This is a genomic window from Arachnia propionica, from assembly GCF_003859805.1.
Taxonomy (GTDB): domain Bacteria; phylum Actinomycetota; class Actinomycetes; order Propionibacteriales; family Propionibacteriaceae; genus Arachnia; species Arachnia propionica_C.
On the sequence record NZ_RQZG01000005.1, the window covers coordinates 153,005 to 175,430 of the forward strand.

Here is a 22,426-nt window from a genome sequence, read left to right on the forward strand (position 1 = left end):
CCCGGCCGGAACCGGGACCCACCGCCCGGTGCAGAACCGCTCAGATCTTCTCGAGGGCGACGTTGCGGGTCTCCTTCGCGAGGAGATAGATGATCCCGCCGACCACGAGCAGCACCGCGAACAGGAAGAACGCAGGTGGCACCGCGTCCCGGGTCACGTTCTGCTTGATGGCGTCACCACCGATCAGGGCACCCATGAGGAAGGGACCGATGATCTTCGCCGTGGCACCGATGCCGTAGCCGAGCCCGAGGCCGGTGGAACGGGCCTCGTCGTCCCGTCCCCGGGACTGCAGGAAGCGCGGGGACTCGGGCACCGTCCGCAGCCACAGCAGCAGCAGGATCGGGAGGGCACCGAGAGCGATCAGGCCGCGCCAGCCGATGGTCTCCCCGAACCACAGCTGGGCCTGGGCGCCGAGCAGCAGACCGATCGGGATGAACACCGAGGCCAGGCCGGCCAGCAACCCACGACGTCTCGCCGGGACGAATTCCTGCACGTACGGGATGGAGGTGATGTTCAGGCCACCCACCCCGGCCCCGACGATGACCCGGAGGATCGCCAGCATGATCCACCCCCGGTCGGGGGTCAGGAGGGTGAGTGCGGTGAAGACGGTGAACAGCACCACGCACCAGAAGAAGGAGGCACGTCGTCCGATGCGGTCCGCCAGGGCCCCCACAGGATCGCGCCCAGCACGGTCCCCGCCCCGGAGGCACCGAGGATCCAGGCGGCCTCGAAACCGGTGAGGTTCCACGGCTTGGTCAGCAGCGAGACGACGAAGCCGATGAGGAGCAAGTCGAAGAACTCGGAGATGTTGGCCACGATGACCAGGGCGATGAGGTTCTTCTGATGTCCCGTCAGGGGGCGGGAGTCGATGAGTTCACTCGTCGTGGGACGAGGTGTGGATGAAGTGGTCATGGTCGTCTCGCTCATCGGATGATGTCGGTGGTGGTGGGAATGGCGAGTTCCGACGGGGTGATGTGGGTCAGGTCACCGTGATGGGTCAGCGCGTACTTGGACACGCGCAGGCCGTAGCTGATGCCCTGACTGACATCCCCACCGAGGAAGCCGTGGAGTGTGGCGGCGACGAAGTGGGTGATGACCTTCTGGGTCTGTGGCGTGAGTGCGGTCGTGATGCCCGTCACGAAGGCCACACGGGTGCTCAGTCATCGACCGTGATCCGCAGCCGGAGGGTGTGGCTCCCCCCGGCGGGCACGGTCACCGCCCGGTCCTGCACGTTGCCGACCTCGATGCACACCATCGACCGCCACTCGTCCGGGGCGAGGCCGGGGAAACGCAGCTCCGGACCCGGGTTCCACACCACCACACTCGCCCCGCCCTCCTGGGAGATCCGGACCCGACGCCCGCCGTCTGCCAGGGTGACGGGACCGTCGTGCCGGTAGACCCGGTCCACATGGGCGCCGAGACGCAGTGGTTCGTGCTCCACAGCCAAGGTGGCATCCGTGGCGAAGTCGCGGAAGGGGGCACCTGCCAGGCCCTCGATCCGGCACTGTGTCACGTCGTCGACCCGCAGGTAGGTGTGCAGGGCCTGGTCGAGGATGACAGCGGACGTGGGGGAGGTGACGGTGAGCGTGATCTCGAGGGATTCGCCGAACCGGGCCTCCAGCCGGTGGAGCAGGTCCGACGGGTAGCGGTCCGCGCCGGGCAGGTGGATCACCTCCTGCTGGGTGAGCTCCCACGCCAGGTGCCCCGGGCCCTGGTCGGTGAGCCGCCACGGCACCCAACGCACCAGACCGTGGCCGTGCGGAACGGTCACCTCGGCGCGACCGCTTCCGAACCACGGTGAACACACGGGCACGCCACCGTGGATCTCGTCGCCCACCCCGACCAGGGCGTCCCGACTGAGGAACAGCACCTCCTCACCGCCTCGTGGGGCCCAGGACAGGACCGTCGCCCCGTAGTCGAGGGCACTGCCCGTGGCGTCGTCGTCGGTGATGATGCGCAGTCCTGCCCGGCGCAGGTCCTCCTCGGTGGCCATGGGCAGGAGCCTATCCCTAGGATGGCGGGCATGGCCGTGACCATCCGTTCCGCCGTCCTCGACGACCTGCCCCGTATCGCCGAGATCTACAACGAGGCGGGGGTGGCCACCACCGCCTCGTACGATCTGGAACCGGTCACCGTCGAGGACCGGATCGCGTGGTTCGAGAGGCTCCGCAGTCAGGACTTCCCGGTGCTGGTGGTGGAGAGCGACGGTGTGGTCACCGGGTACGCCAGCTACGGCCCCTTCCGGGACAAGCAGGGCTACCTGCACACCGTCGAACACTCCGTGTACGTGGCCGACGGGCACCGCTCGGCCGGAGCGGGACGCATGCTTCTGGGGGCACTGCTCGACCACGCCCGTGGACGTGGGGTCCACGTCATGATCGGGGTGCTGGACGCGGACAACGAGGCCTCCCGCGCCTTCCACGCCCGGATGGGTTTCCAGGAGTCCGGTGTGCTGCGCGAAGTGGGGCGGAAGTTCGGTCGTTGGCTCGACATCATCTTCGTCACCCACCACTTCCGTTAACATTCCACGCATGGCCTATCACGCGGATGCCTCGGACACCGAGGGCAAGGAGATCCTGACCTGGGACGGGTTGGGGCGGGCGGCGGATGAACTGGCCCAGCAGGTGCACGGGTCGGGGTTCCGGCCCAGCGTCGTCATCGCCATCGCACGCGGCGGGATGATTCCTGCCGGGGTGCTGACCTATCGGTTGGGCATCAAGCTCACCGATGCCATCAACGTCGAGTTCTACACCGATGTGGAGGAGACACTGCCGGACCCGGTGCTGCTCGCGCCCATGCTCGACACCGAGTCGATCGCTGGCAGGCAACTGCTCGTGGTTGATGACGTCGCCGACTCGGGCCGCACCCTGTCGCTGGTGGTCAAGCTGCTGCGTGGTTTCGGTGCCGACGTGCGCAGCGCGGTGCTCTACACGAAGCCCTCCACCATCGTCGAACCCGACTACTGCTGGAAACGAACCGACCAGTGGATCGTCTTCCCCTGGTCGGACAAACCCCCACTGACCTGAAGGGAGGAACGGCATGGCCGAGATCCGAACCCATGACCCTGACGGCGGATCCGAGATCCGGCGCCTCGTGATGGAGGCGCTCGGCGAGGACATCCGTCCCGTCCAGCCGGGCAGCACTCCTGAGGTGGTGACCGAGGAGCCGGAGGTGATCGTGGATCCGGCAACCCTCACCCCGTTCGACGGGCCCACCATCAGCATCACCGATTTCTGACCTGACCCCACCGGAGTGTTTGCGCTAACACTCAGGTAACCTGTCCCCGGGCGCAGCAGCCCAACACCGGTACTCATTAGGAAGAGACATGACCCTCGACTGGACCGAACTGGACGCCCGAGCGGTTGACACCGCCCGCATCCTTGCCGCCGACGCCGTGGAGAAGGTGGGCAACGGCCACCCCGGCACCCCGATCTCCCTGGCCCCCGTGGCCTATCTGCTCTACCAGAAGGTCATGAACCTCGACGTGACCGACGACACCTGGATCGGCAGGGACCGATTCGTGCTGTCGGTCGGGCACGCCTCCTTGACCCAGTACTGCCAGCTCTACCTGGCGGGCTGCGACCTCGAGCTGGACGACCTGAAGTCGCTGCGCACCTGGGGTTCCAAGTGCGCGGGTCACCCCGAGTACGGGCACACCAGGTTCGTCGAGTGCACCACCGGGCCGCTCGGGGCCGGGATCAGCAACGCCGTCGGCATGGCGATGGCGGCCCGTCGTGAGCGCGGTCTGTTCGACCCCGACGCGCCACGGGGGGAATCGATCTTCGACCACTTCGTCTACTGCATCGTCGGTGACGGCTGCCTGCAGGAAGGGGTGGCCTCGGAGGCCGCGTCACTGGCCGCCACCCAGAACCTCGGGAACCTCATCGTCATCTACGACGCCAACCGCATCACCATCGAGGGTGACATCAACATCTCCTTCACCGAGGACGTGCTGGCCCGCCACGCGGCCTACGGCTGGCACACCCAGGAGGTCGACTGGACCAACGGTGGCAGCGAGTACGTGGAGGACCTCGACGCGCTGTCACAGGCCATCGAGAAGGCCAAGCAGGTCACCGACCGCCCGTCGATCATCAAGCTGAACACGATCATCGGGTGGCCGCTGCCGAACAAGGCCGGCTCCCACGACGTCCACGGCAACAAGATCGGTGCCGACGAGATCGCCCAGCTCAAGGAGAGGCTCGGCTTCGACCCGGAGCCCTTCGCCATCGACCTGGACCTCGTCGAGAAGACCCGGGCCAACGCCGCCTCCCGAGGCAAGGCCGCCCGCGAGGCATGGGACGAGAGGTACCAGGCCTGGCGTGCGGCGAATCCGCAGCGTGCGGCTCTCCTCGACCGGGCCCGTGCCCGCAGGTTGCCCGAGGACCTCACCCTGCCCGTCTTCGACGAGGGGAAGATGTCCACCCGCAAGGCCTCCGGGGAGGTGCTGGCCGCCCTGGCCCCGCAGCTGCCCGAGCTGTGGGGCGGGTCCGCCGATCTCGCCGGTTCCAACAACACGACGATGAAGGGACAGCCGAGCTTCCTGCCGGAGAACCGACAGACCCACGACTGGTCGGGCAACGAGTACGGCCGCACCCTCCACTTCGGGATCCGTGAGCACGCGATGGGTGGGATCGTCAATGGGATCAACCTGTCCGGACTGACCCGTGCCTACTGCGGCACCTTCCTGGTGTTCGCCGACTACATGCGGCCACCGGCCCGACTCGCCGCCCTGATGGGGGTGCCGTCGATCTTCGTGTGGACCCACGACTCGATCGGCGTCGGGGAGGATGGCCCCACCCATCAGCCCATCGAGCACCTGGCCTCACTGCGAGCCATCCCGAACTTCGACGTGGTGCGCCCGGCCGATGCCAACGAGACCGCCGTCGCGTGGGGCGAGATCCTGCGCCGCACCGATCATCCGGCTGCCATCATCCTGTCCCGTCAGGACCTGCGCACGGTGGCCCGCGGCGCTGAGTTCGCCCTGGCCGACGGGGTGGCCTCCGGTGCCTACATCCTCAAGGAGGCCTCCGAGAGCCCTCGGCTCATCCTCATCGCCTCCGGCTCGGAGGTGGCACTGGCCATCGACGCAGCGGCGAGGCTGGAGTCCGAAGGAGTCCCGACACGAGTGGTCTCCATGCCCTGTCAGGAATGGTTCGACCAGCAGGACGAGGAGTACCGGGAGCAGGTGCTGCCCGCCGCGGTGACGGCCCGGGTCTCCATCGAGGCCGGCATCGCGATGGGCTGGGCGAAGTACGTCGGTGCCAAGGGGGCCTCGGTCAGCATCGAGCACTTCGGGGCCTCGGCGTCGGGTGCGCGCTGCTTCGAGGAGTTCGGCTTCACCGTCGACAACGTCGTGAAGGTGGCACGCGGCGTGCTGTGACATCGTCCGGGGCGGTCCGACTGCTGGGTAGTGTGGGGGCATGGCGCTCAAGAATCTGCTCGGCAAGCTGGCCCGCCCCACCCGTCGCATCGTGCTGGAGCTCGATCTGGCCCGTGGCGTCCTGGAGACCTTTCCTCGTAACCCCCTCCAGATGCTGCAGGTGGTCGGGGCGACCTCGATGGGTTCCCTACGGGAGACCCTGCATGATGCGGCGACCGATCCCCGGGTGGCGGGACTGATCGTCCACGTCGCCGATTGCGGCCAACCGCTGCAGGTCCTGGACGAGATCGGTGAGGTGCTGCACGAGTTCGCCCAGGCCAAACCGACCGCTGCCTGGGGCGAGTCGTTCGGTGAGCTGGGCAATGCGCTCGGCCTGTACAAGCTGGCCACGGCCTGTCAGCGGGTCTTCGTCCAACCGACCGGTGAGCTCTGCATCGGTGGTCTGGAGGTCCAGATCACCCTGCTCAAGGGAATGCTGGACAAGGTGGGGATCGACCCCCAGTTCGGCCAGCGCCACGAGTACAAGACCGCCGCCGACCAGTTCGCCGCCGACGAGGTGAGTGAGGCGAACCGCGCGATGGTCACGCGCATCGCGCAGTCCATCGTCGACGACGCGGTGGCGACCATCGCCACGCGGCGCGGCCTGGACTCCCAGCAGGTCTGGGATGCGGTCAACTCCTCGCCACTGACCGCGGATCAGGCCCTTCAGGCCGGGCTGGTCGATCAGGTGGCCTACCGGGACCAGGTCTACGCCACCCTGCTGCAGGAGTGGGAGGCCGAACCCGACCAGCTGCTGTTCGTCTCCCGACACCAGGGCCGCTCGCAGGGCATCCGGAGGCTCTGCAACCGTGGGCGTGCCAAGGTGGCCGTGATCTCACTGCGAGGAGGCATCGTCACCGGACGTGGCGGACGATCCCCCCTCGGTGGTGAGACCGTGGGATCGGACCTCGTGGACGAGCACTTCCGGGCCGTGCTCCGTGACGACGACATCAAGGCCGTGCTGTTCGACGTCGACAGCCCCGGGGGGTCCGCCGTCGCCTCCGACTTCATCCGGCGCAGCGTGGTACGGGTCCGTGAGTCGGGTCGTCCCGTGGTGGCCCGCATGGGTCAGGTCGCCGGATCCGGTGGCTACTACGTCTCGATGCCGTGCGACGAGATCGTGGCCCTGCCCACCACCTTGACCGGATCCATCGGGGTCGTGGCGGGGAAGTTCGTCACCCGACGTCTCCACGAACTGCTCGGGATCACCCGTGAGCCGGTGCGGATCGGTGCCGTCGCCGGGATGATGAGCCCGGCCACCGAGTTCACCACCGAGGACTGGGAGCGACTGAACCGGGAACTGGACCGGATCTACGACACCTTCGTGGGCCTTGCCGCTGAGGACCGGGGGATGTCCGTGGAGGAGATGGAGACCCTCGCGAAGGGGCGGGTGTGGACCGGCGCCGACGCGAAGGAACGGGGCCTGGTGGATCACCTGGGCGGATGGAACCTGGCCTGGCGTCGAGCCTGCGCCCTGGCCGATCTCGACCCGGATCAGGCAACAGCGGAACGCATCGGGACGGGGTCACTGCTGGAGAAGGTCATCCCCGCCCGTTCCAGTGAGCACCGGGCCGGGTCCACCCGCACCATCTGGCCGGGGATCGAGCAGTCCTGGCTCGGTCTCGCCACTCACGTCGGCCTCCACGTCGAGGGTGCGTTGGCCCTGCCCTGGCGTTTCCACCTGAGGTGATGATCAGCCCCGGGAGCCCTGGATCAGCGAGGAGCGGTCCAGTTCCTCGGGGATCAGGAAGGCGACGAGGGCTCCGAGCAGGAAGATGCAACCGCCGACCGCGAAACCGACGGCGTGGCCGGCGTGATCGACGATCGCTCCGACCGCCAGAGGGCCGATGATGGCCCCGAGGTCCAGGATCATGGAGTAGACGGCGACGGGGGCGCCGCCACGTCCCTGGGTGGCGTCACCGACGGCGGCCGTGGGTGCCGTGCCGAGCATCGAACCCCCGATCCCGTACAGGCACAGCAGTAGGATGAGCACCCACACATTGGGTGAGAAGGGCATGGCGAAGGTTGCGATGCCGCACAACAGACCTGTGGTCACCATCACGGGTCGGCGCCCGATCCGATCCGTGGCGAGCCCGGCGGGAGTGAGAGCCAAGGTCTGCACCAGGGCGGCGACGGCGAAGGCGATGCCCGCCCAGCCGGTGTCCTTGTGGTGGATCTCGGTGATCATGACCGGGATCAGTGCCGAACGGACCCCGATGGACTGCCACCCCTGGGCGAATCCCATGACGCAGGCGGCCTGGTAGCGGATGTCCTGCAGCACCTCCTTGAAGGGGCGCGGTTGCTTGGCCGTGCTGGGCAGGGGGGTCGCCCGGGCGGGCAGCAGGAGGAACGCGACCAGGCCCGAGAGCAGGAGCATCACGGAGTAGAAGTGGAACGGGGCCTGCAGCGAGATCGCCCCGAGCAGTCCTCCGAGGGCCGGTCCGGTCATGTTCCCGAGCAGGAAACCGCCCTGGTTGAGCCCGGCGGCACGTCCACGGAGTTGTTGTGGCGTGGTGGCGATCATCAGGTTGAACGCGGCGATGGTGAAGGTGACCGACCCGATCCCGCCGAGAGCCCGCACGATGATCATCCACCACAGGTCGGGTGCCATCGCCACCCCGAAGGTCGTGGTGGCGACGATGACCATGCCGAGGGTGATGGCATTGCGTTCCCCGATGCGTCGGGAGATCCGGGTGGCCAACGGGGCCGTGACCAGCCGCATCAGGGCGAACATCGAGACAACGAGTCCGAGCTGGAAGTTGGTGGCGCCGAAGGTGCGGGCGAAGGGGCCGAGAACGGGGATGACCACACCGAATCCGATGGCGACCAGGAAGTTCGTGACCGCCAGCACCCATACGCTGCGTGGCAGTCCCGTCGCACGCAGCCTGTTGCGCAGGTTCATCCCCGGCAGTCCTCCTGAAACCTTGAAATCGTCATCTGAACAACCTGCAAGCCTACTCGCGTACCATTGGGTGCGCTGTGTTCCCCGCGTGTAGTTGATGTTGCAAGGAGATGCATGACCGAGAAGAAGTCGGGATCCGCCCGCAAGTGGCTGATCGGTGGCGGAGTTGGGTTGGTGGTGCTCCTGGGCGGTGGTTATGTGGCGGCGCACTTCGCAGCGGGGGACAAGGTGCCGGCCAATGCCAACGTCGCAGGGGTGGCCATCGGAGGGCTGAGTCCCGCCGAGGCCGAGGAGAAACTTCGCTCAGAACTGGCCGGGCGTCACACCGAACCGATCACCCTCACCGACGACGCCGGCAACGAGGTGAGCCTCGACCCCGAGAGCAGTGGGTTGAGCGTCGACTGGGCAGCCAGTGTCACCGAGGCCGGTGGTGGGGCCAGCTGGAATCCACTGGACATCGCCAAGACGCTGTTCGGGGGCGGGGAGTCGAAGCTGGTCCTGGCGGTCGACGAGCAGGCCCTGAGGTCCGAGTTGGAGAACAGCTCGGGCACCTTCCTGAAGGCCGGTGCGGAGGCCACGCTCGGTTTCGAGGGTGGGCAGATCGTGCGCACCGAGTCCGAGGACTCCTCGGTCCTCGACGTCGAGGCGACGGCGAAGGCCGTCAGCGAGGCCTTCCGCCAGGGGCAGCAGAAGGTCACCGTGACGTTGGTCCATGAGGCCCCTGCAGTGACGACCGCCATGGTGGACCAGGCCGTCGCCGATTTCGCGGAACCGGCTCTCAGCGGCCCCGTCCAGGTCACGGTCGGCGACAACGGTACCTTCGCCGTGGCCCCCGAGCACATCGCCGGGGCAACCACCTTCGGGGTCGAGGGGGACAGGCTGGTACCCCACCTCGACCCCAAGAAGCTGTTCGAACTCACCAGTGAGGCCCGGGCGGAACTCGGCCTCCAGGTGGGCAAGAACGCCTCGTACACGATGGTCGACGGGAGCATCCAGGTGGTGCCCTCCGAGGACGGTCAGCAGGTCGACGTGGATGGCCTGGCCGCCGGGGTCAAGGAGGCCGCGACGAAGAGTGGTGAGGCCCGGAGCGTCAACGTCGAGGTGGTCCAGGGACCCGCGGAGTTCGCCACGGTGGATGCCGAGCGGCTCAAGCCCACCCAGGTGATCGGTGAGTTCACCACCAGCTATCCGCACGCCCCCTACCGCAACACCAACATCGGGCGGGCCGCCGAACTGGTCAACGGCACCGTGCTGATGCCGGGGGAGACCTTCAGCCTCAACGGCACCCTGGGTGAGCGGACCGCGGCGAACGGTTTCACCGAGGGGTACATGATCAAGGACGGTGTCCTGGTCAAGGACCTGGGGGGCGGGGTCTCCCAGGCGGCCACCACCTTGTACAACGCGGGGTTCTTCGCGGGCTACGAGGACATCGAACACAAACCGCACAGCCTCTACTTCGACCGCTACCCGGTGGGGCGTGAGGCCACCGTCGTGTACGGGGCCCTCGACATGTCCTTCAAGAACAACACCGAGTACCCGGCCTACATCGAGGGATTCATCAGTCCTTCCTCCTCCGGCAGCAAGGGCAGCGTCACCTTCAGGATCCACTCCATCCCCACCTGGGACAAGGTGGAGTCCTCCGAGCCCGTGAAGTCCGACTACTACTACGGCAGGGAACGGGTGCTGGACACCCCGGACTGCAAACCCCAGTCACCGATCCAGGGCTTCACGGCGACCTGGCAGCGGCTGTTCTACAAGGACGGGGAGGTCGCCAAGACGGAGAACTACACCTGGAAGTACTCGGCGGGTGACAAGATCTCCTGCGCCCCCAAGAACCCGGAGCCGGGGGAGAACTGAGCTGGTCATCCCCGTCCAGGTGCTGTGGCTGGTTTCCACCGGTTGACACAGGCTCTAAGCTTGGCCGCGACAAGTGTGAAGGAGCGGAAGTGACCTACATCATCGGTTTGCCGTGCGTCGACGTCAAGGACCGGGCCTGTGTGGAGGAGTGTCCCGTCGACTGCATCTACGAGGGAAACCGGATGCTCTACATCCACCCGGAGGAATGCGTCGACTGTGGGGCCTGTGAGCCGGTGTGCCCGGTCGAGGCCATCTACTACGAGGATGACCTGCCGGATGACCAGGCGGAGTACTACGACGTCAATGCGCAGTTCTTCGAGTCCATCGGATCCCCGGGCGGGGCTGCACGTCTCGGCCCCGTCGATGGTGACCACCCCATCGTCGAGGCCCTGCCGCCACAGGGGCAGTGATGGGGCTCGCGGAGTCCTTGCCGGACTTCCCCTGGGACAGCCTGGCGGAGGCGAGGCGTGTGGCCTCCGCGCATCCCGGAGGTCTCGTCGACCTCTCCGTCGGCACTCCGGTCGATCCCACCCCGCAGGTCGCTCGCGATGCGCTCGCCGCGGCCGCTGACTCCCACGGCTATCCGACGGTGTGGGGAACGGCTGAGCTGCGTGATGCGATCATCGGCCATCTCGAGCATCGGTGGCACGCACAGGGGCTCAGCCACGAGGGTGTGCTGCCGGTCATCGGTACCAAGGAACTGGTCGGGTGGCTCCCCGAGCTGCTCGGGCTGGGGACGGCCGATGCCGTGGTGTTCCCGGAGATCGCCTACCCCACCTACGAGGTGGGGGCCAGGGTGGTCGGGGCCAGACCGGTGCCGTGCGATGACCCGGCCTCGGTTCCGGAGGACACCCGGTTGATCTGGATCAACTCCCCGGCCAATCCGAGTGGTCGCATCCTCGGCATCGCCGAGCTGCGGGCCTGGGTGGCGGTGGCCCGTCGGCTGGGGGCGGTGCTGGCCAGCGACGAGTGCTACGGGGAGTTCGCCTGGGAGGCCGAGGCGCACAGCATCCTGGACCCGGCGGTGTGCGACGGTGATCTCACCGGGCTGCTCGCGGTCCACTCGGTGTCCAAGCGCTCCAACGCGGCCGGTTATCGGGCGGGTTTCGTGGCTGGTGACCCGAGGCTGGTGCAGGATCTGGTGCAGGCCCGCAAGCACCTGGGGATGATGGTGCCCGGTCCGGTCCAGGCGGCCCTGATCGCGCTGCTGGGGGACCAGGGCCACGTGATCGAGCAACGGGAACGCTACCTCGCCCGTCGCGCCGTGCTGCGTCCGGCACTCGAGGCGGCGGGGTTCCGCATCGATGACTCCGAGGGGTCGCTGTACCTGTGGGCGACCCGTGACGAACCGTGTCGTGACACGGTGGCGTGGCTTGCCGAACGAGGCATCCTGGTGGCTCCGGGGGACTTCTACGGGACCCGGTCCACCACCCACGTCCGGGTGGCGTTGACCGCGAGTGATGAACGGATCGCCGCGGCCGCGAGCCGACTCACTCCTTGACGCTCGGGTCGGTGATCACGGCGAGGAAGAGGCTCCAGCCGGTGGCCTCGGCGGTGATGTCGATCAGGTAGGGCCGGTCCACGACGAAGGGAAGTGCATCGTTGATCGGGGCTGAGACCTCCATCATGCTGATCTCCGTCACAGCGGCCCCGACGGTGCCCTTGGCCGTGACCTGGAGCCGCGCCTGTTGCCTGGCGTCCTCGACAGCGGCCCTGGCGAAGATTCCCTCGAAACTTCCCAGGTCCATCCCGTGCCGGGTGAGCAGGGTGCGCAGATCGAGGGTGGTGCGGACGTCGAGGGTGGGCATGGACACCTCGACCCCCTGTGTGGGGCGGTGGTCGGCGTCGAGGAGTTCGATCAGACGCATCAGGTGACTGGTCTCGGCCCGGTAGGGGGAGGTGCCTGTCGGTGGCAGGATGACGTCCATGCGGAAGGCCTCGGTGTAGGGCAGCCGGACGGCCTGCCAGCCGTCGAGTTCGGCATGGGCGCAGTCGAAGGTCTGTGAGATCCCCTCGGTGGGGATGCTGCTGCCATCGAGGCGGTGGAAGTCGATCGAGGACTCCTGGTCGAACTGGGTCTGCCAGGCCGCGGCGAAGAGGATCGCGTCCTGGATGACGAGCCTGGTGTCCCGGGTGACCTCGATGGCGGACTTCTCGATGAGGCCTGCGGTGTGGCGGTTGACCCAGGCGTCCAGGTTGGCCTTGGCCGAGGAGCGCACCACCCGTTCCACTGCGCTGTCGAAGTACTGGGTGGCCCGGTCCAGGAACGCCTGGTTCACGGGGATCTCGTCGAGGATGAGCAGGTGGCTGGCCTGGTGGAGGATCGGGGTCGCGGGCGGGTTCTTCGCGTCGACCTTCTCGGGGAGGGCGTCGTGGCTGGTCATGGCGGTGCGCAGGGCGTTGGCCGCGGCGGCGCGTTCCTCGGCTCCCATGCCGAAGACCTGGTCGAAGGAGGTGGCGCTGTCCCCGGTGGCACCGAGGCCGAGCAGGGCCAGGGCGGAGACGAGGGAGGACGGTGAGGCCACGGTGTTGTCCTCCTGGTTCCCCAGGAGCATGAGCTGCCACATCAGGTCCAGGGACGCGGTGACCAGCCCGGGGACATGGGACGTGGTCAGGGGCAGCTGCTCGTACGTGATGTTGCCCGTCAGGGGTTCTGCCCTCGAGGTGTTGCACCCGCTGAGGGCCATGGCGGCCAGGCCGCCAAGAAGAAGGGACCGCCTCGTCACCTGCATCGTCGTCTCCTCTGCTCAATCATGTCTCACCCGGAGGACGACCGTGCTCGGACACAGGTTCCTGTCGTTGCCGAAACGTTACCTGCGTCACGTGGTCGTCAGGGCGATCACCACCACATCGGATTCGCCCGGGGTGGAGCGGGTGGTGCCCCACTGCTTCGCCCCCGAGGACCACTCCTGCTCGCCGAGGGTGATGCGCTTGATCCCTGCGGCGCGGGTGTGCGCCATCGCCAGCTGGGCGGCCGCCCATCGAGTCGTGGCGTCACCACCGTGGATCGAGAAGACGGTGCCGTCGCCCCGGACCTCCACCCCCGGCACCGCGGCCAGCACCTTCGTCATGCCGCTGGTGTCACTGCCCGAGCCGTCGCGATCGATGCAGGCGAGGACGGCCGGTCGGGTGCCACGCAGGGCACCAGCGAGCGCCCGGGCATTCGTCTCGTGCTTGCGGTAGGCCTCGGGGTGCCCGGAACGCTGCACCTTCTGCGCCATGTCGTTGACGTCGGTGGTCTCCCAGTTGTCGAACTTCACGATCTCCTCGTAGAACCGGCCGGAGCTGTACCAGGGATCCATGATCTGCTCCTCGGTGCCCCAGCCGTAGGAGGGACGCTGTTGGAACAGGCCCAGGGAGTCGCGGTCGCCGTGATCCAGGTTCCGCAGCCCGGACTCCTGCCACGCCGTGGCCAGGGCCACGACGGCGGCCTGTTCCGGCAGCTCACGGTTGAACGACTCGGCCACGATGATGGCGGCGTTCATCGTCTGTTCGTGGGTGAGCCGGAGGGGCTCCTCCGCGCCCTCCACCTGGAGGTAGCAACGCTCCGGGGTGAGCTTCGCGCTGAGCCACTCCCACCCCTTCCAGCCGGCGAAACCGAGTCCGGCGACGAGACAGATCGCGACGACGAGCGCGATGACGGACCGGCGGCGCATCAGTTCGCGTGCAATTCGTCATTGAGGGCGACGCCACGGCCATGGCGTGGCCTGGCGATGACCTTTCCGCTCTGCGAGTCGCGCAGGTAGAGCAGATCGGCCACGCCGGACAGCTCCCGGGCCTTGACCACCCGGCCGTCGGGCAGCTCCACCTTGGTGCCGGCGGTCACGTACAGTCCCGCCTCCACGACGCAGTCGTCACCCAGTGAGATCCCGATCCCGGACTCGGCGCCGAGCAGGCAGCGTTCCCCGATCCGGATGACCTCCTGACCGCCTCCCGAGAGGGTCCCCATGATGGATGCGCCACCCCCGATGTCGGAGCCGTCGCCGACGACGACACCGGCCGAGATCCGGCCCTCGACCATCGAGGTGCCCAGGGTGCCGGCGTTGAAGTTGATGAAGCCCTCGTGCATGACGGTGGTGCCGGAGGCCACGTGGGCCCCCAACCGCACCCGGTCGGCATCGGCGATGCGGACGCCGACAGGGGTGACGTAGTCGGTCATCCGCGGGAACTTGTCGACGCCGTGGACCAGCAGGTGCTCACCCCGGGAACGCAGCGTCAGCCTCACCGAGGTGAGATCCTCGACCCGGACCGGACCGCGGTTGGTCCAGGCGTTGTTCGGCAGCTTGCCGAAGATCCCGTCGAGGTTGAGCCCGTGAGGCCGGATCAGCCGGTGTGACAACAGGTGGAGTCGCAGGTAGGCGTCCTCGGTGGAGGTCGGGGCCTCGTCGAGGTCGATCCGTACCCGGACCACCTTCGAGGAGACCCGGCGGACGTCGTCGTCGACCTCGGCGGCCAGCAGGTCCTCCGGGGCACTGTCGGTGATGGCGTCACCGAGTTCAGGGTCGGGGAAGAACACGTCGAGAACGGAGCCGGAGGTGTGGACGGTGGCGAGGCCCCAGCCCCACGCACGACGCTGCGAGTCAGTCATGGCGGCAAGTTTATCGGCCTGTCAGGACACGTCGTGGGTCGGGTGATCAGGGCGGACCGAGTAGGCTTCACGCCATGACCCTGGACCCGACTGCTGACCTCGTGACGTTGCTGCGGAGCGTGGTGGACGTGGAGAGCGTCTCAGGCAATGAGGCGCCACTCGCCGACCTCGTCGAGGAGGTGCTGCGCCGCCAGCCACACCTGGTCGTCGAACGTGACGGCGACTGTGTCGTCGCCCGTACCGATCTGGGGCGCGACCAGCGCATCGTCATCGCCGGGCATCTCGACACCGTCCCGGTGGCCGACAACCTGCCGTCCTGGGTGAGCGAGACCCCTGACGGGGTGATGGTCCACGGGCGCGGCACCTGCGACATGAAGGGCGGGATCGCGGTTGCCCTGAAACTGGCATGCGAGCTGAGCGCTCCCGGCGTCGACGTCACCTGGATCTTCTATGACAACGAGGAGGTCGAGTCCCACCGCAACGGTCTGGGACGGCTCGCCCGGAATCGACCGGATCTGCTGGCCTCGGATCTCGCCGTGCTCATGGAGCCGACCGCGGCCGAGATCGAGGGCGGCTGCCAGGGCACCATCCGGGTCCGGGTGAACGCCGCGGGACAGGCCGCGCACAGTGCCCGTTCCTGGATGGGGCACAATGCCATCCACGACCTGGCGGATGTGCTCGCCAGGCTGGCGGCACACACACCGCAGGAGGTGGAGGTCGAGGGCCTGGTCTACCGAGAAGGACTCAACGCGGTGCGCATCGGAGGAGGAGTGGCGGGCAACGTGATCCCGCCTGAGGCGTGGGTGGAGGTCAACTACCGATACGCCCCGGACAAGACCGCTGAGGAGGCCTTGGACCAGCTCGACCACCTGTTGGGCGGCCAGACCTGCGAGGTGCTCGACGTCTCCCCGGCGGCCCGTCCTGGTCTGGACCAGCCACTCGCCCGGGCCTTCGTGGCAGCCGTGGGCGGTCAGGCCCGTCCCAAGTACGGCTGGACCGATGTCGCACGTTTCTCGGCCCTCGGGATCCCCGCCGTGAACTACGGACCGGGGGACCCGTCGCTCGCGCACCGTGACGACGAACACTGCCCGGCCTCCCACCTGGAGCGATGTGCACAAGGGCTGCGCCGACTCCTCGCCTGAACCGTCCTGCCCGAACCCGAAACGCAACCTCGAAGGAGAACCGATGTCCGATCGTCGTCAGGGTGCTGTCGTGCTGCGCGGCCACGCCCACACCGTCCCCACCGCGGACGAGGCCCTGCTGGCGTCCGACCGCGCCGACTGGGCGACGAAGGACCCCTGGCGGGTGCTGCGGATCCAGTCCGAGTTCGTCGAGGGGTTCGACACCCTGCACGATCTTCCGCCCGCCATCAGCATCTTCGGATCCGCACGCACCCCGACGGACTCCCCGATGTACCGGGCGGCCGAGCGGATCGCGCAGGAGCTCACCGCGCGGGGCTGGGCGGTCGTCACCGGTGGTGGGCCGGGCATCATGGAGGCCGGGAACAAGGGAGCCTCGGAGGCCGGGGGCACCTCCGTCGGGCTCGGCATCGAGCTGCCTCACGAGCAGGGACTCAACCCCTACGTCGGGCTCGGCATCAACTTCCGGTACTTCTTCGCCCGCAAGACGATGTTCCTCAAGTACTCGCGGGGTTTCATCGCGATGCCCGGCGGATTCGGCACCCTGGACGAACTCTTCGAGTCGCTCACGCTGATCCAGACCGGCAAGGTGCGTCACTTCCCCGTGGTGCTGTTCGGGACAAAGTTCTGGGGGCCACTGCTGGAGTGGCTGGAGCAGACCCTGGAGGCTGGAGGATTCATCAGTCCCGGGGACCTCGACCTCGTCACCGTGACTGACGACATCGCCGAGGCCGTCGCTGCCATGGGGTCGCCCCGGTAGGCCGGTAGGCCGGTAGGCTCGGCCCATGGTGTGGTTGATCGTGGTCGCCGCGATGGTGGTGCTGGGGATGGCGGCAGTGGCCGGGACCGGACGGTTCAAGGAGATGCCCGAGGTGGTCAACGACCGACCGAGGGCGGTGCTGCCTCAGCTTCCCTTCGGCGTCGAGTACCTCTCCCACCTGCGCCTGCCGAGGGTGAGCACCGGATACGACACCGAACAGGTCACCCGTTTCCTCGACGCCGCCGTGGCGCGGACCGCGGATCGGGAACCGCCGTTGTTCGACGTGGTGCCCGGCGGCTACGACATGCAGGCCGCGGACCGGGTGGTCGCGGAGGCGATGCGGTTCCTCGACGAACGGCCCTCGAACCCCGAGCCCCGGGAATCTGTGGACCTGTCAGCCGAACAACCGACGGGGGAGGGTGTGGGTCCGGCGACACCCCGCCGTGGGGTGGGCGACCCGGGGAATGCGGAATAATGGATGCATTCGCTCGACTTTGAGAAGGAATGAGGTTGGCCCATGGCAGCAATGAAACCCCGCACCGGTGACGGACCGATGGAGGTCACCAAGGAAGGGCGAGGCATCGTCATGCGCGTGCCGGTCGACGGAGGCGGTCGTCTCGTCGTCGAGATGAACGCCGCCGAGGCCACCGACCTGTTGAACGCACTCAAGGACGTCGTCGGCTGAACCTCGTCCGACACCTGCTCAAGGGGCCGCCCGGGATCATCCCGGGCGGCCCCGATCGCACTCAGCGGGCACCGTGGTGGGCGACGGCCTGCTCATAGACGGCGACGGTCTCACGGGCGATCCGCTCCCACGAGAACTCGTCGATGCAGCGCTGTCTGCCGGACCTGCCGTACCGTTCTGCCAGCGAGACGTCTCCGGTCAAGGTGTTGACCTTGGCGGCGAAATCGGCCTCGAAGGTCGCGACGAAGTCCGGGTCGTCGGCCCGGGTGGGATCGTAGGGGACCAGCAGCCCGGTCTCCTGATCCACCACGACCTCCGGGATCCCGCCGACGGCGGACGCCACGACGGCGGTCTCGCAGGCCATGGCCTCGAGGTTCACGATGCCGAGGGGCTCGTAGATGCTGGGGCAGGCGAACACCGTGGCGTGGGTGAGCACCTGGCGCACCGAGGCGCGGGGCAGCATCTCCTGGACCCAGACCACGGGAGCCGTACGCTCTGCCTGGACCTCGGCGAAGGCGGTCTCGAACTCCGCTGCGATCTCAGGGGTGTCCGGTGCGCCGGCCAGCAGGATCAGTTGGGTCCCGGCGTCGAACTGTCGGGCGGCCCGAACCAGGTGAATCAGTCCCTTCTGCCGGGTGATCCGGCCGACGAAGACCACGGAAGGCCGATCGAGGTCCATGCCCAGGTCGGTCACGATGTCGGTTCCCGGGTCCGGGCGGAACTCCTCGGTGTCGATGCCGTTGCGCACCACGAAGACCCGATCCGGATCCAGGTCCGGGTAGGACTCGAGCACGTCGGCCCGCATCCCGGCCGAGACCGAGATGACGGCGTCGGCGGCCTCGAAGGCGGTCTTTTCCGCCCAGGAGCTCACGCGGTAGCCACCCCCCAGCTGCTCGGCCTTCCACGGGCGGTGCGGCTCGAGGGAGTGGGAGGTCACGACATGGGCCCGGTCCAGCATCAGTCCGGCCAGGTGACCTCCCATGTTGGCGTACCAGGTGTGGGAGTGGATGACGTCGGTGTCCGGGGCGACGGCGGCCGCCATCGACAGGTCGGCACCCAGCACCCGCAGGGCTGCGTTCGCGGCCTCGGGCCAGGTCTCGGGGTGGGCAGTGGCACCATCACGTGGGTCACCCATGCAGTGCACATCGACGTCGATGAGCCTGCGCAGCTGGGGGACGAGCTGGGCCACGTGCACCCCGGCACCGCCGTAGATCGAAGGGGGATACTCGCGGGTCAACAGCGATAGCTTCATGAACCGCATCCTACTTTCTGGATTCTGTTGTGGGGCGCCGTTGGAAGCGCTAGGTTTCAAGCATGGTCGCTCGCCCGAAGATCTTGTCCATTGTCCTCGCCGGTGGGGAGGGCAAGCGGCTGATGCCGCTCACTGCCGACCGCGCCAAGCCTGCCGTCCCGTTCGGCGGCAGCTATCGCCTGATCGACTTCGTCCTGTCGAACCTGGCGAACTCGGGGTTGACCCGCGTGGCTGTCCTGACCCAGTACAAGTCCCACTCCCTCGACCGGCACATCTCCATGACCTGGCGGTTCTCCACCCTGATGGGGGCCTACGTCGCCCCGGTGCCCGCCCAGCAGCGGCTCGGGCCGCGCTGGTACCAGGGATCGGCGGATGCGATCTACCAGTCGCTCAACCTGATCCGTGACGCGAACCCGGACTACGTGGTGGTCTTCGGCGCGGACAACATCTACCGGATGGACATCGAGGCCATGGTGGACGCCCACATCGACTCCGGCCTGGGTTGCACCGTCGCCGGCATCCGGGTGCCACGTCAGGAGGCCTCGGCCTTCGGGATCATCGACGCCGATGTGGACAAGAGGATCAAGAGTTTCCTCGAGAAACCCGCTGATCCCCCCGGTCTGCCGGATTCACCCGACGAGTCGTTCGCCTCGATGGGCAACTACGTGTTCAACCGCCACGCACTGGTCGAGGCGCTGCGGGCCGATGCCGACAACCCGACGGCGAAGCACGACATGGGCGGTGACATCGTGCCGTGGTTCACCGAGCAGGGTCAGGCCCAGGTCTACGACTTCCGGGACAACCTGGTGCCGGGGGCCACGGACAAGGACCGCAACTACTGGCGGGACGTGGGGACCATCGATGCCTACCACGAGGCCCACATGGACCTGGTGAGCATCGACCCCGAGTTCAATCTCTACAACTCGGACTGGCCGATCCTCACCCACCACGTGCAGGCCCCAGGGGCCAAGTTCGTGATCCGTGGCAAGGCCGAGGACTCCATCGTCAATCCGGGGTGCATCATCTCCGGTGGCGAGGTGGACCGCACCGTGCTGGGCCCGAACGTGCGGGTCGACAAGTGGTCACAGATCTCCGACTCGGTGCTCATGGACGGTGTCCAGGTCGGCCGGGACGCCGTGGTGCGCCGGGCAATCCTGGACAAGCACGTCGTGGTGCCCGACGGCGTGCAGATCGGTGTCGACCACGATCACGACCGTGCCCGGGGGTTCCACGTCTCCGGCGGTGGTGTCGTGGTGATCGGCAAGGACACGGTCGTCCCGCGGGACTGATCGATCACGGTCTGCTGCCCGGCGTCAGTTCTTGACGGCGAGCAGCAGACCGTTGCCGACCGGGAGCAACGTGGTGGTGTAGCACTCGGCGGCCTTCACGGCGTCGAGGGCCTCACGGATGATGATGGTCTCGTCGTCCTCCCGATCCGGGTCGGCGACGGAATTGTGCCACAGCACGTCGTGGATGAGCAGGGAGCCTCCGGAGCGCAGCAGTCGGGCGGCCGAGGCCACGTACTCGACGTACTCCAGTTTGTCCCCGTTGACGAAGACGATGTCGTAGGCCCCATCGCGCAGTTTCGGCAGCACCTCGAGAGGGTTGCCGGCGATGAGTCGACACCGGGAGGAGGGGTAGCCGGCCCGTGAGAGGAACCCACGTGCCGGGAGCTGGTGCTCCGGTTCAGGGTCGATGCTGGTGAGCACGCCGTCGGGGCTCATGCCGGCCAGCAGGGCCAGGGCCGAGGTGCCCAGCACGGTACCCACCTCGACGACGGTGCGGGCACCCGTGGCCCTGGCGAGGGCCGTGAGCGTGGCGGAGACTCCCGGGCTGATGGGCTGCAGGCCGGCCAGGACGGCTTCGTCACGGGCGGCACGCAGGTCATCGCTGATGGGGGACAGGTCCTCGGCGAAGAACCAGGACTGCTCTGTGGGGGCCTGGAGGCCGGTGTCTGCGGCGTCGTTCACGACTCAACTCTAGCGACTGTGACCGCGTTTTCCGGGAAGGCCCTATTCTGGCATCCATGAGTCACGTCGTGGGGAGGACGGCATGGCCCACGACCGGGAAGCACGTCCTGTCATCCAGGAGGACAGAACATGAGCAACAACCAGCCAGAACCGATCTTCGGAAGGCTGCTGACCGCGATGATCACGCCGTTCGGGTCGAACGGGGAGCTCGACCTCGGCGAGGCGGTCCGGTTGGCCACCCATCTCGTCGATGAGCTGGGACACGACGGTCTGGTCATCAACGGTACGACGGGGGAGTCGCCCACCACGAGTGATGCCGAGAAGCGCGCCCTGCTCGAGGCCGTCATCGAGGCCGTCGGCGACCGCGCTTCGGTCGTCGCCGGGGTCGGGACCTTCGACACCCACCACACGGTGCGGCTCGCGGAACAGGCCGCGGAGGCCGGGGCCGACGGGTTGCTGGTGGTGACCCCTTACTACTCGCGCCCCCCGGTGGACGCCCTGGAGGCCCACTTCCTCACCGTCGCCGATCAGATCGAGCTGCCCGTGATGCTCTACGACATCCCCCACCGGGCCGGGATCCCGATCCCGGAGGAGTCCCTCATCCGGCTGGCGGATCACCCCCGGATCGTCGCGGTCAAGGACGCCAAGGGGGACATCGCCTCCTCGTCGGTGGTGCTGGCGCGCACCACACTGACCTATTACGCGGGTGACGACGCCTACCTGCTGCCCCTGCTGGCGGTCGGCGGGGCGGGTGTGGTGGGAACCTCCACCCATTTCACCGGGGCCCAGACCCGCGGTGTCATCGAGGCCTTCCTGGCAGGGGACGTCGATCGGGCACGACAGCTCAACGCCGAGGTGCTGGCCGCGTTCCGGGGGGTGTTCGCCACCCAGGGGGCGATGATGGTCAAGGCCGCGTTGAACCGCCGGGGATTCGCCGTCGGTGAGTGCCGTCCTCCCATGGGCCGGGTGGCACCGGAGGTCCTGGAGCGTTTCCTCGACGTGCTCGATCAGACGGTGTGACGGGAACAAACCGGGGCGGTCGGTTCGTCGTGACGGATGGACGGTTTCACAGCTTCGTCACAGGTTCGCCTGTCAGGATGGATCCATGAAGGGTGTACGAGTGTTTCAGGGCAAGGCCAGGAAGGCAGCAGCCAGCTGGGAGGCCCCGACCTGGGCTGAACTCGTCGCCGAGCACTCGGAGCGGGTCTACCGCCTGGCCCACCGGCTGACAGGCAACCGTCAGGATGCCGAGGACCTCACCCAGGACGTCTTCGTGCGGGTGTTCCGCTCCATCCACACCTTCCAGCCGGGAACACTTGAGGGGTGGCTGCACCGGATCACGACGAATCTCTTCCTGGACGGGGCCAGGCGTCGCCAGCGGATCCGGATGGACGCCCTCACCTCGGCCCCCGAACACGTCTGGGGGCAGGCCTCCAGTCCGGAGCAGCTCCACGACGACAGTTCCCTGGACGCGGACGTGGCCCAGGCGTTGGCGGAACTGAAACCGGAACAGCGGGTGGCCGTCGTGCTGTGTGACATCGAGGGGCTGTCCTACGAGGAGATCGCCCAGGTGCTCGACGTCAAGCTCGGCACCGTGCGCAGCAGGATCGCCCGGGGCAGGGCACAGCTCCGGGAGGCACTGGCCCACCGTGCCCCGCACGGCGAACACGCCCGGTACCTGGGGGTCTCCTAGGTGACGCTCGGCCGAGACTGTCGACGATTCGCAGACGACCTCTCGGGGTTCGTCGATCACACGCTGCCCGAACGTCGCCTGGGGCAGGTCTGTGATCACCTGGCCCACTGTGCCCAGTGCCGGGACACGGTGGCCGGTATCCAGGCCCTCCGGTCCCGTCT

Annotated in this window: 22 protein-coding genes and 3 pseudogenes; 16 read left to right on the forward strand and 9 right to left on the reverse strand. The window is 67.8% G+C overall.

All coding sequences use genetic code 11. The features are described from left to right. Positions 1–40: 40 nt before the first annotated feature. The 3 genes and pseudogenes from EII34_RS06145 to EII34_RS06155 all read right to left on the reverse strand — a co-directional run bounded on the left by EII34_RS06145 (position 41) and on the right by EII34_RS06155 (position 1,993). Positions 41–912: pseudogene (locus tag EII34_RS06145) on the reverse strand (MFS transporter). Positions 913–923: 11 nt separating this feature from the next. Then, positions 924–1,085: pseudogene (locus EII34_RS06150) on the reverse strand (sugar kinase); the annotation flags it as partial. A gap of 71 nt (positions 1,086–1,156) precedes the next feature. Further along, the gene (locus EII34_RS06155; protein ID WP_124843990.1) at positions 1,157–1,993 is read right to left on the reverse strand and encodes an aldose epimerase family protein; all 837 of its coding nucleotides are present in this window, start codon (positions 1,991–1,993) and stop codon (positions 1,157–1,159) included. Between the two features lie 30 nt (positions 1,994–2,023). Between EII34_RS06155 and EII34_RS06160 the strand changes: the two genes are divergently transcribed. The 5 genes from EII34_RS06160 to sppA all read left to right on the forward strand — a co-directional run bounded on the left by EII34_RS06160 (position 2,024) and on the right by sppA (position 7,109). Further along, the gene (locus EII34_RS06160) at positions 2,024–2,521 is read left to right on the forward strand and encodes a GNAT family N-acetyltransferase (RefSeq protein WP_124843992.1); all 498 of its coding nucleotides are present in this window, start codon (positions 2,024–2,026) and stop codon (positions 2,519–2,521) included. Positions 2,522–2,531: 10 nt separating this feature from the next. Then, positions 2,532–3,026 (forward strand): phosphoribosyltransferase, encoded by a 495-nt coding sequence (locus tag EII34_RS06165; RefSeq protein ID WP_124843994.1) that lies wholly within the window; start codon positions 2,532–2,534, stop codon positions 3,024–3,026. A 13-nt stretch (positions 3,027–3,039) separates the two neighbouring features. Beyond that, entirely contained in the window at positions 3,040–3,237 is a 198-nt protein-coding gene (locus EII34_RS06170; protein ID WP_124843996.1) for a hypothetical protein, read from the forward strand. Between the two features lie 88 nt (positions 3,238–3,325). Continuing rightward, the gene (gene tkt, locus EII34_RS06175; protein ID WP_124843998.1) at positions 3,326–5,380 is read left to right on the forward strand and encodes a transketolase; all 2,055 of its coding nucleotides are present in this window, start codon (positions 3,326–3,328) and stop codon (positions 5,378–5,380) included. Between the two features lie 40 nt (positions 5,381–5,420). Further along, positions 5,421–7,109: a signal peptide peptidase SppA gene (gene sppA / locus EII34_RS06180; RefSeq protein ID WP_124844000.1), complete on the forward strand. Its 1,689-nt coding sequence runs from the start codon at positions 5,421–5,423 to the stop codon at positions 7,107–7,109. 3 nt (positions 7,110–7,112) lie between these two features. Here sppA and EII34_RS06185 read toward each other — a convergent pair whose 3' ends face one another. After that, positions 7,113–8,321, reverse strand: a complete 1,209-nt coding sequence (locus EII34_RS06185) for an MFS transporter (RefSeq protein ID WP_124844002.1) — start codon at positions 8,319–8,321, stop codon at positions 7,113–7,115. A 114-nt stretch (positions 8,322–8,435) separates the two neighbouring features. On the opposite strand from EII34_RS06185, the gene EII34_RS06190 reads away from it, so the two are divergent. The 3 genes from EII34_RS06190 to dapC all read left to right on the forward strand — a co-directional run bounded on the left by EII34_RS06190 (position 8,436) and on the right by dapC (position 11,679). Then, complete coding sequence (locus EII34_RS06190) at positions 8,436–10,178, forward strand: VanW family protein (protein ID WP_124844004.1); 1,743 nt, start codon at positions 8,436–8,438, stop codon at positions 10,176–10,178. A gap of 89 nt (positions 10,179–10,267) precedes the next feature. Further along, on the forward strand, positions 10,268–10,588 hold the full coding sequence (gene fdxA, locus EII34_RS06195; protein ID WP_124844006.1) for a ferredoxin: 321 nt from the start codon (positions 10,268–10,270) through the stop codon (positions 10,586–10,588). Further along, entirely contained in the window at positions 10,588–11,679 is a 1,092-nt protein-coding gene (gene dapC / locus EII34_RS06200) for a succinyldiaminopimelate transaminase (RefSeq protein WP_185711205.1), read from the forward strand. Before fdxA ends, dapC begins: the two co-directional genes overlap by 1 nt. Here dapC and EII34_RS06205 read toward each other — a convergent pair. The 3 genes from EII34_RS06205 to dapD form a co-directional block, all read right to left on the reverse strand. Further along, positions 11,669–12,910 (reverse strand): serpin family protein, encoded by a 1,242-nt coding sequence (locus EII34_RS06205; protein WP_124844010.1) that lies wholly within the window; start codon positions 12,908–12,910, stop codon positions 11,669–11,671. The two genes, dapC and EII34_RS06205, sit on opposite strands and share 11 nt — an antisense overlap. Positions 12,911–12,997: 87 nt before the next feature. Then, entirely contained in the window at positions 12,998–13,834 is an 837-nt protein-coding gene (locus EII34_RS06210; RefSeq protein WP_124844012.1) for a hypothetical protein, read from the reverse strand. Next, complete coding sequence (gene dapD / locus EII34_RS06215; protein ID WP_124844014.1) at positions 13,834–14,766, reverse strand: 2,3,4,5-tetrahydropyridine-2,6-dicarboxylate N-succinyltransferase; 933 nt, start codon at positions 14,764–14,766, stop codon at positions 13,834–13,836. Before dapD ends, EII34_RS06210 begins: the two co-directional genes overlap by 1 nt. Positions 14,767–14,840: 74 nt before the next feature. Here dapD and dapE point away from each other — a divergent pair, with 74 nt between their 5' ends. Genes dapE through EII34_RS06235 form a run of 4 tightly spaced genes read left to right on the forward strand, consistent with a single transcriptional unit; the run spans position 14,841 to position 17,350 of the window. Next, positions 14,841–15,908, forward strand: coding sequence for a succinyl-diaminopimelate desuccinylase (gene dapE, locus EII34_RS06220; protein WP_124844016.1), 1,068 nt, complete (start codon positions 14,841–14,843; stop codon positions 15,906–15,908). Between the two features lie 43 nt (positions 15,909–15,951). After that, on the forward strand, positions 15,952–16,665 hold the full coding sequence (locus EII34_RS06225) for an LOG family protein (RefSeq protein ID WP_124844018.1): 714 nt from the start codon (positions 15,952–15,954) through the stop codon (positions 16,663–16,665). A gap of 25 nt (positions 16,666–16,690) precedes the next feature. Continuing rightward, a complete protein-coding gene (locus EII34_RS06230; protein WP_124844020.1) occupies positions 16,691–17,140 on the forward strand; it encodes a hypothetical protein in 450 nt (149 codons plus the stop codon). A 42-nt stretch (positions 17,141–17,182) separates the two neighbouring features. Then, positions 17,183–17,350, forward strand: coding sequence for a DUF3117 domain-containing protein (locus tag EII34_RS06235; RefSeq protein ID WP_124844022.1), 168 nt, complete (start codon positions 17,183–17,185; stop codon positions 17,348–17,350). A gap of 61 nt (positions 17,351–17,411) precedes the next feature. On the opposite strand, the gene glgA is transcribed toward EII34_RS06235, so the two are convergent. Then, positions 17,412–18,602, reverse strand: coding sequence for a glycogen synthase (glgA, locus tag EII34_RS06240; RefSeq protein ID WP_124844024.1), 1,191 nt, complete (start codon positions 18,600–18,602; stop codon positions 17,412–17,414). A 62-nt stretch (positions 18,603–18,664) separates the two neighbouring features. On the opposite strand from glgA, the gene glgC reads away from it, so the two are divergent. Then, positions 18,665–19,891, forward strand: coding sequence for a glucose-1-phosphate adenylyltransferase (gene glgC / locus EII34_RS06245; protein WP_124844026.1), 1,227 nt, complete (start codon positions 18,665–18,667; stop codon positions 19,889–19,891). 24 nt (positions 19,892–19,915) lie between these two features. On the opposite strand, the gene EII34_RS06250 is transcribed toward glgC, so the two are convergent. Further along, positions 19,916–20,572 carry an O-methyltransferase gene (locus tag EII34_RS06250; RefSeq protein ID WP_124844028.1) on the reverse strand — a complete coding sequence of 219 codons (657 nt, stop codon included), beginning with the start codon at positions 20,570–20,572 and terminating at the stop codon, positions 19,916–19,918. 129 nt (positions 20,573–20,701) lie between these two features. Between EII34_RS06250 and dapA the strand changes: the two genes are divergently transcribed. The 3 genes and pseudogenes from dapA to EII34_RS16795 form a co-directional block, all read left to right on the forward strand. Next, positions 20,702–21,592, forward strand: coding sequence for a 4-hydroxy-tetrahydrodipicolinate synthase (gene dapA, locus EII34_RS06255; protein ID WP_124844030.1), 891 nt, complete (start codon positions 20,702–20,704; stop codon positions 21,590–21,592). A gap of 85 nt (positions 21,593–21,677) precedes the next feature. Continuing rightward, complete coding sequence (gene sigE, locus EII34_RS06260; RefSeq protein ID WP_124844032.1) at positions 21,678–22,265, forward strand: RNA polymerase sigma factor SigE; 588 nt, start codon at positions 21,678–21,680, stop codon at positions 22,263–22,265. Further along, positions 22,266–22,376, forward strand: a pseudogene (locus EII34_RS16795) (zf-HC2 domain-containing protein); the annotation flags it as partial. Positions 22,377–22,426: the final 50 nt, after the last annotated feature.

What these genes read in the sequence shown, in the direction of transcription:
- EII34_RS06155 (WP_124843990.1), bottom strand. Translation starts at nt 1,993, where the DNA reads ATGGCCACCGAGGAGGACCTGCGCCGGGCAGGACTGCGCATCATCACC.
- EII34_RS06160 (WP_124843992.1), top strand. Translation starts at nt 2,024, where the DNA reads ATGGCCGTGACCATCCGTTCCGCCGTCCTCGACGACCTGCCCCGTATC.
- EII34_RS06165 (WP_124843994.1), top strand. Translation starts at nt 2,532, where the DNA reads ATGGCCTATCACGCGGATGCCTCGGACACCGAGGGCAAGGAGATCCTG.
- EII34_RS06170 (WP_124843996.1), top strand. Translation starts at nt 3,040, where the DNA reads ATGGCCGAGATCCGAACCCATGACCCTGACGGCGGATCCGAGATCCGG.
- tkt (WP_124843998.1), top strand. Translation starts at nt 3,326, where the DNA reads ATGACCCTCGACTGGACCGAACTGGACGCCCGAGCGGTTGACACCGCC.
- sppA (WP_124844000.1), top strand. Translation starts at nt 5,421, where the DNA reads ATGGCGCTCAAGAATCTGCTCGGCAAGCTGGCCCGCCCCACCCGTCGC.
- EII34_RS06185 (WP_124844002.1), bottom strand. Translation starts at nt 8,321, where the DNA reads ATGAACCTGCGCAACAGGCTGCGTGCGACGGGACTGCCACGCAGCGTA.
- EII34_RS06190 (WP_124844004.1), top strand. Translation starts at nt 8,436, where the DNA reads ATGACCGAGAAGAAGTCGGGATCCGCCCGCAAGTGGCTGATCGGTGGC.
- dapC (WP_185711205.1), top strand. Translation starts at nt 10,588, where the DNA reads ATGGGGCTCGCGGAGTCCTTGCCGGACTTCCCCTGGGACAGCCTGGCG.
- EII34_RS06205 (WP_124844010.1), bottom strand. Translation starts at nt 12,910, where the DNA reads ATGCAGGTGACGAGGCGGTCCCTTCTTCTTGGCGGCCTGGCCGCCATG.
- EII34_RS06210 (WP_124844012.1), bottom strand. Translation starts at nt 13,834, where the DNA reads ATGCGCCGCCGGTCCGTCATCGCGCTCGTCGTCGCGATCTGTCTCGTC.
- dapD (WP_124844014.1), bottom strand. Translation starts at nt 14,766, where the DNA reads ATGACTGACTCGCAGCGTCGTGCGTGGGGCTGGGGCCTCGCCACCGTC.
- dapE (WP_124844016.1), top strand. Translation starts at nt 14,841, where the DNA reads ATGACCCTGGACCCGACTGCTGACCTCGTGACGTTGCTGCGGAGCGTG.
- EII34_RS06225 (WP_124844018.1), top strand. Translation starts at nt 15,952, where the DNA reads ATGTCCGATCGTCGTCAGGGTGCTGTCGTGCTGCGCGGCCACGCCCAC.
- EII34_RS06230 (WP_124844020.1), top strand. Translation starts at nt 16,691, where the DNA reads ATGGTGTGGTTGATCGTGGTCGCCGCGATGGTGGTGCTGGGGATGGCG.
- EII34_RS06235 (WP_124844022.1), top strand. Translation starts at nt 17,183, where the DNA reads ATGGCAGCAATGAAACCCCGCACCGGTGACGGACCGATGGAGGTCACC.
- glgA (WP_124844024.1), bottom strand. Translation starts at nt 18,602, where the DNA reads ATGAAGCTATCGCTGTTGACCCGCGAGTATCCCCCTTCGATCTACGGC.
- glgC (WP_124844026.1), top strand. Translation starts at nt 18,665, where the DNA reads ATGGTCGCTCGCCCGAAGATCTTGTCCATTGTCCTCGCCGGTGGGGAG.
- dapA (WP_124844030.1), top strand. Translation starts at nt 20,702, where the DNA reads ATGAGCAACAACCAGCCAGAACCGATCTTCGGAAGGCTGCTGACCGCG.
- sigE (WP_124844032.1), top strand. Translation starts at nt 21,678, where the DNA reads ATGAAGGGTGTACGAGTGTTTCAGGGCAAGGCCAGGAAGGCAGCAGCC.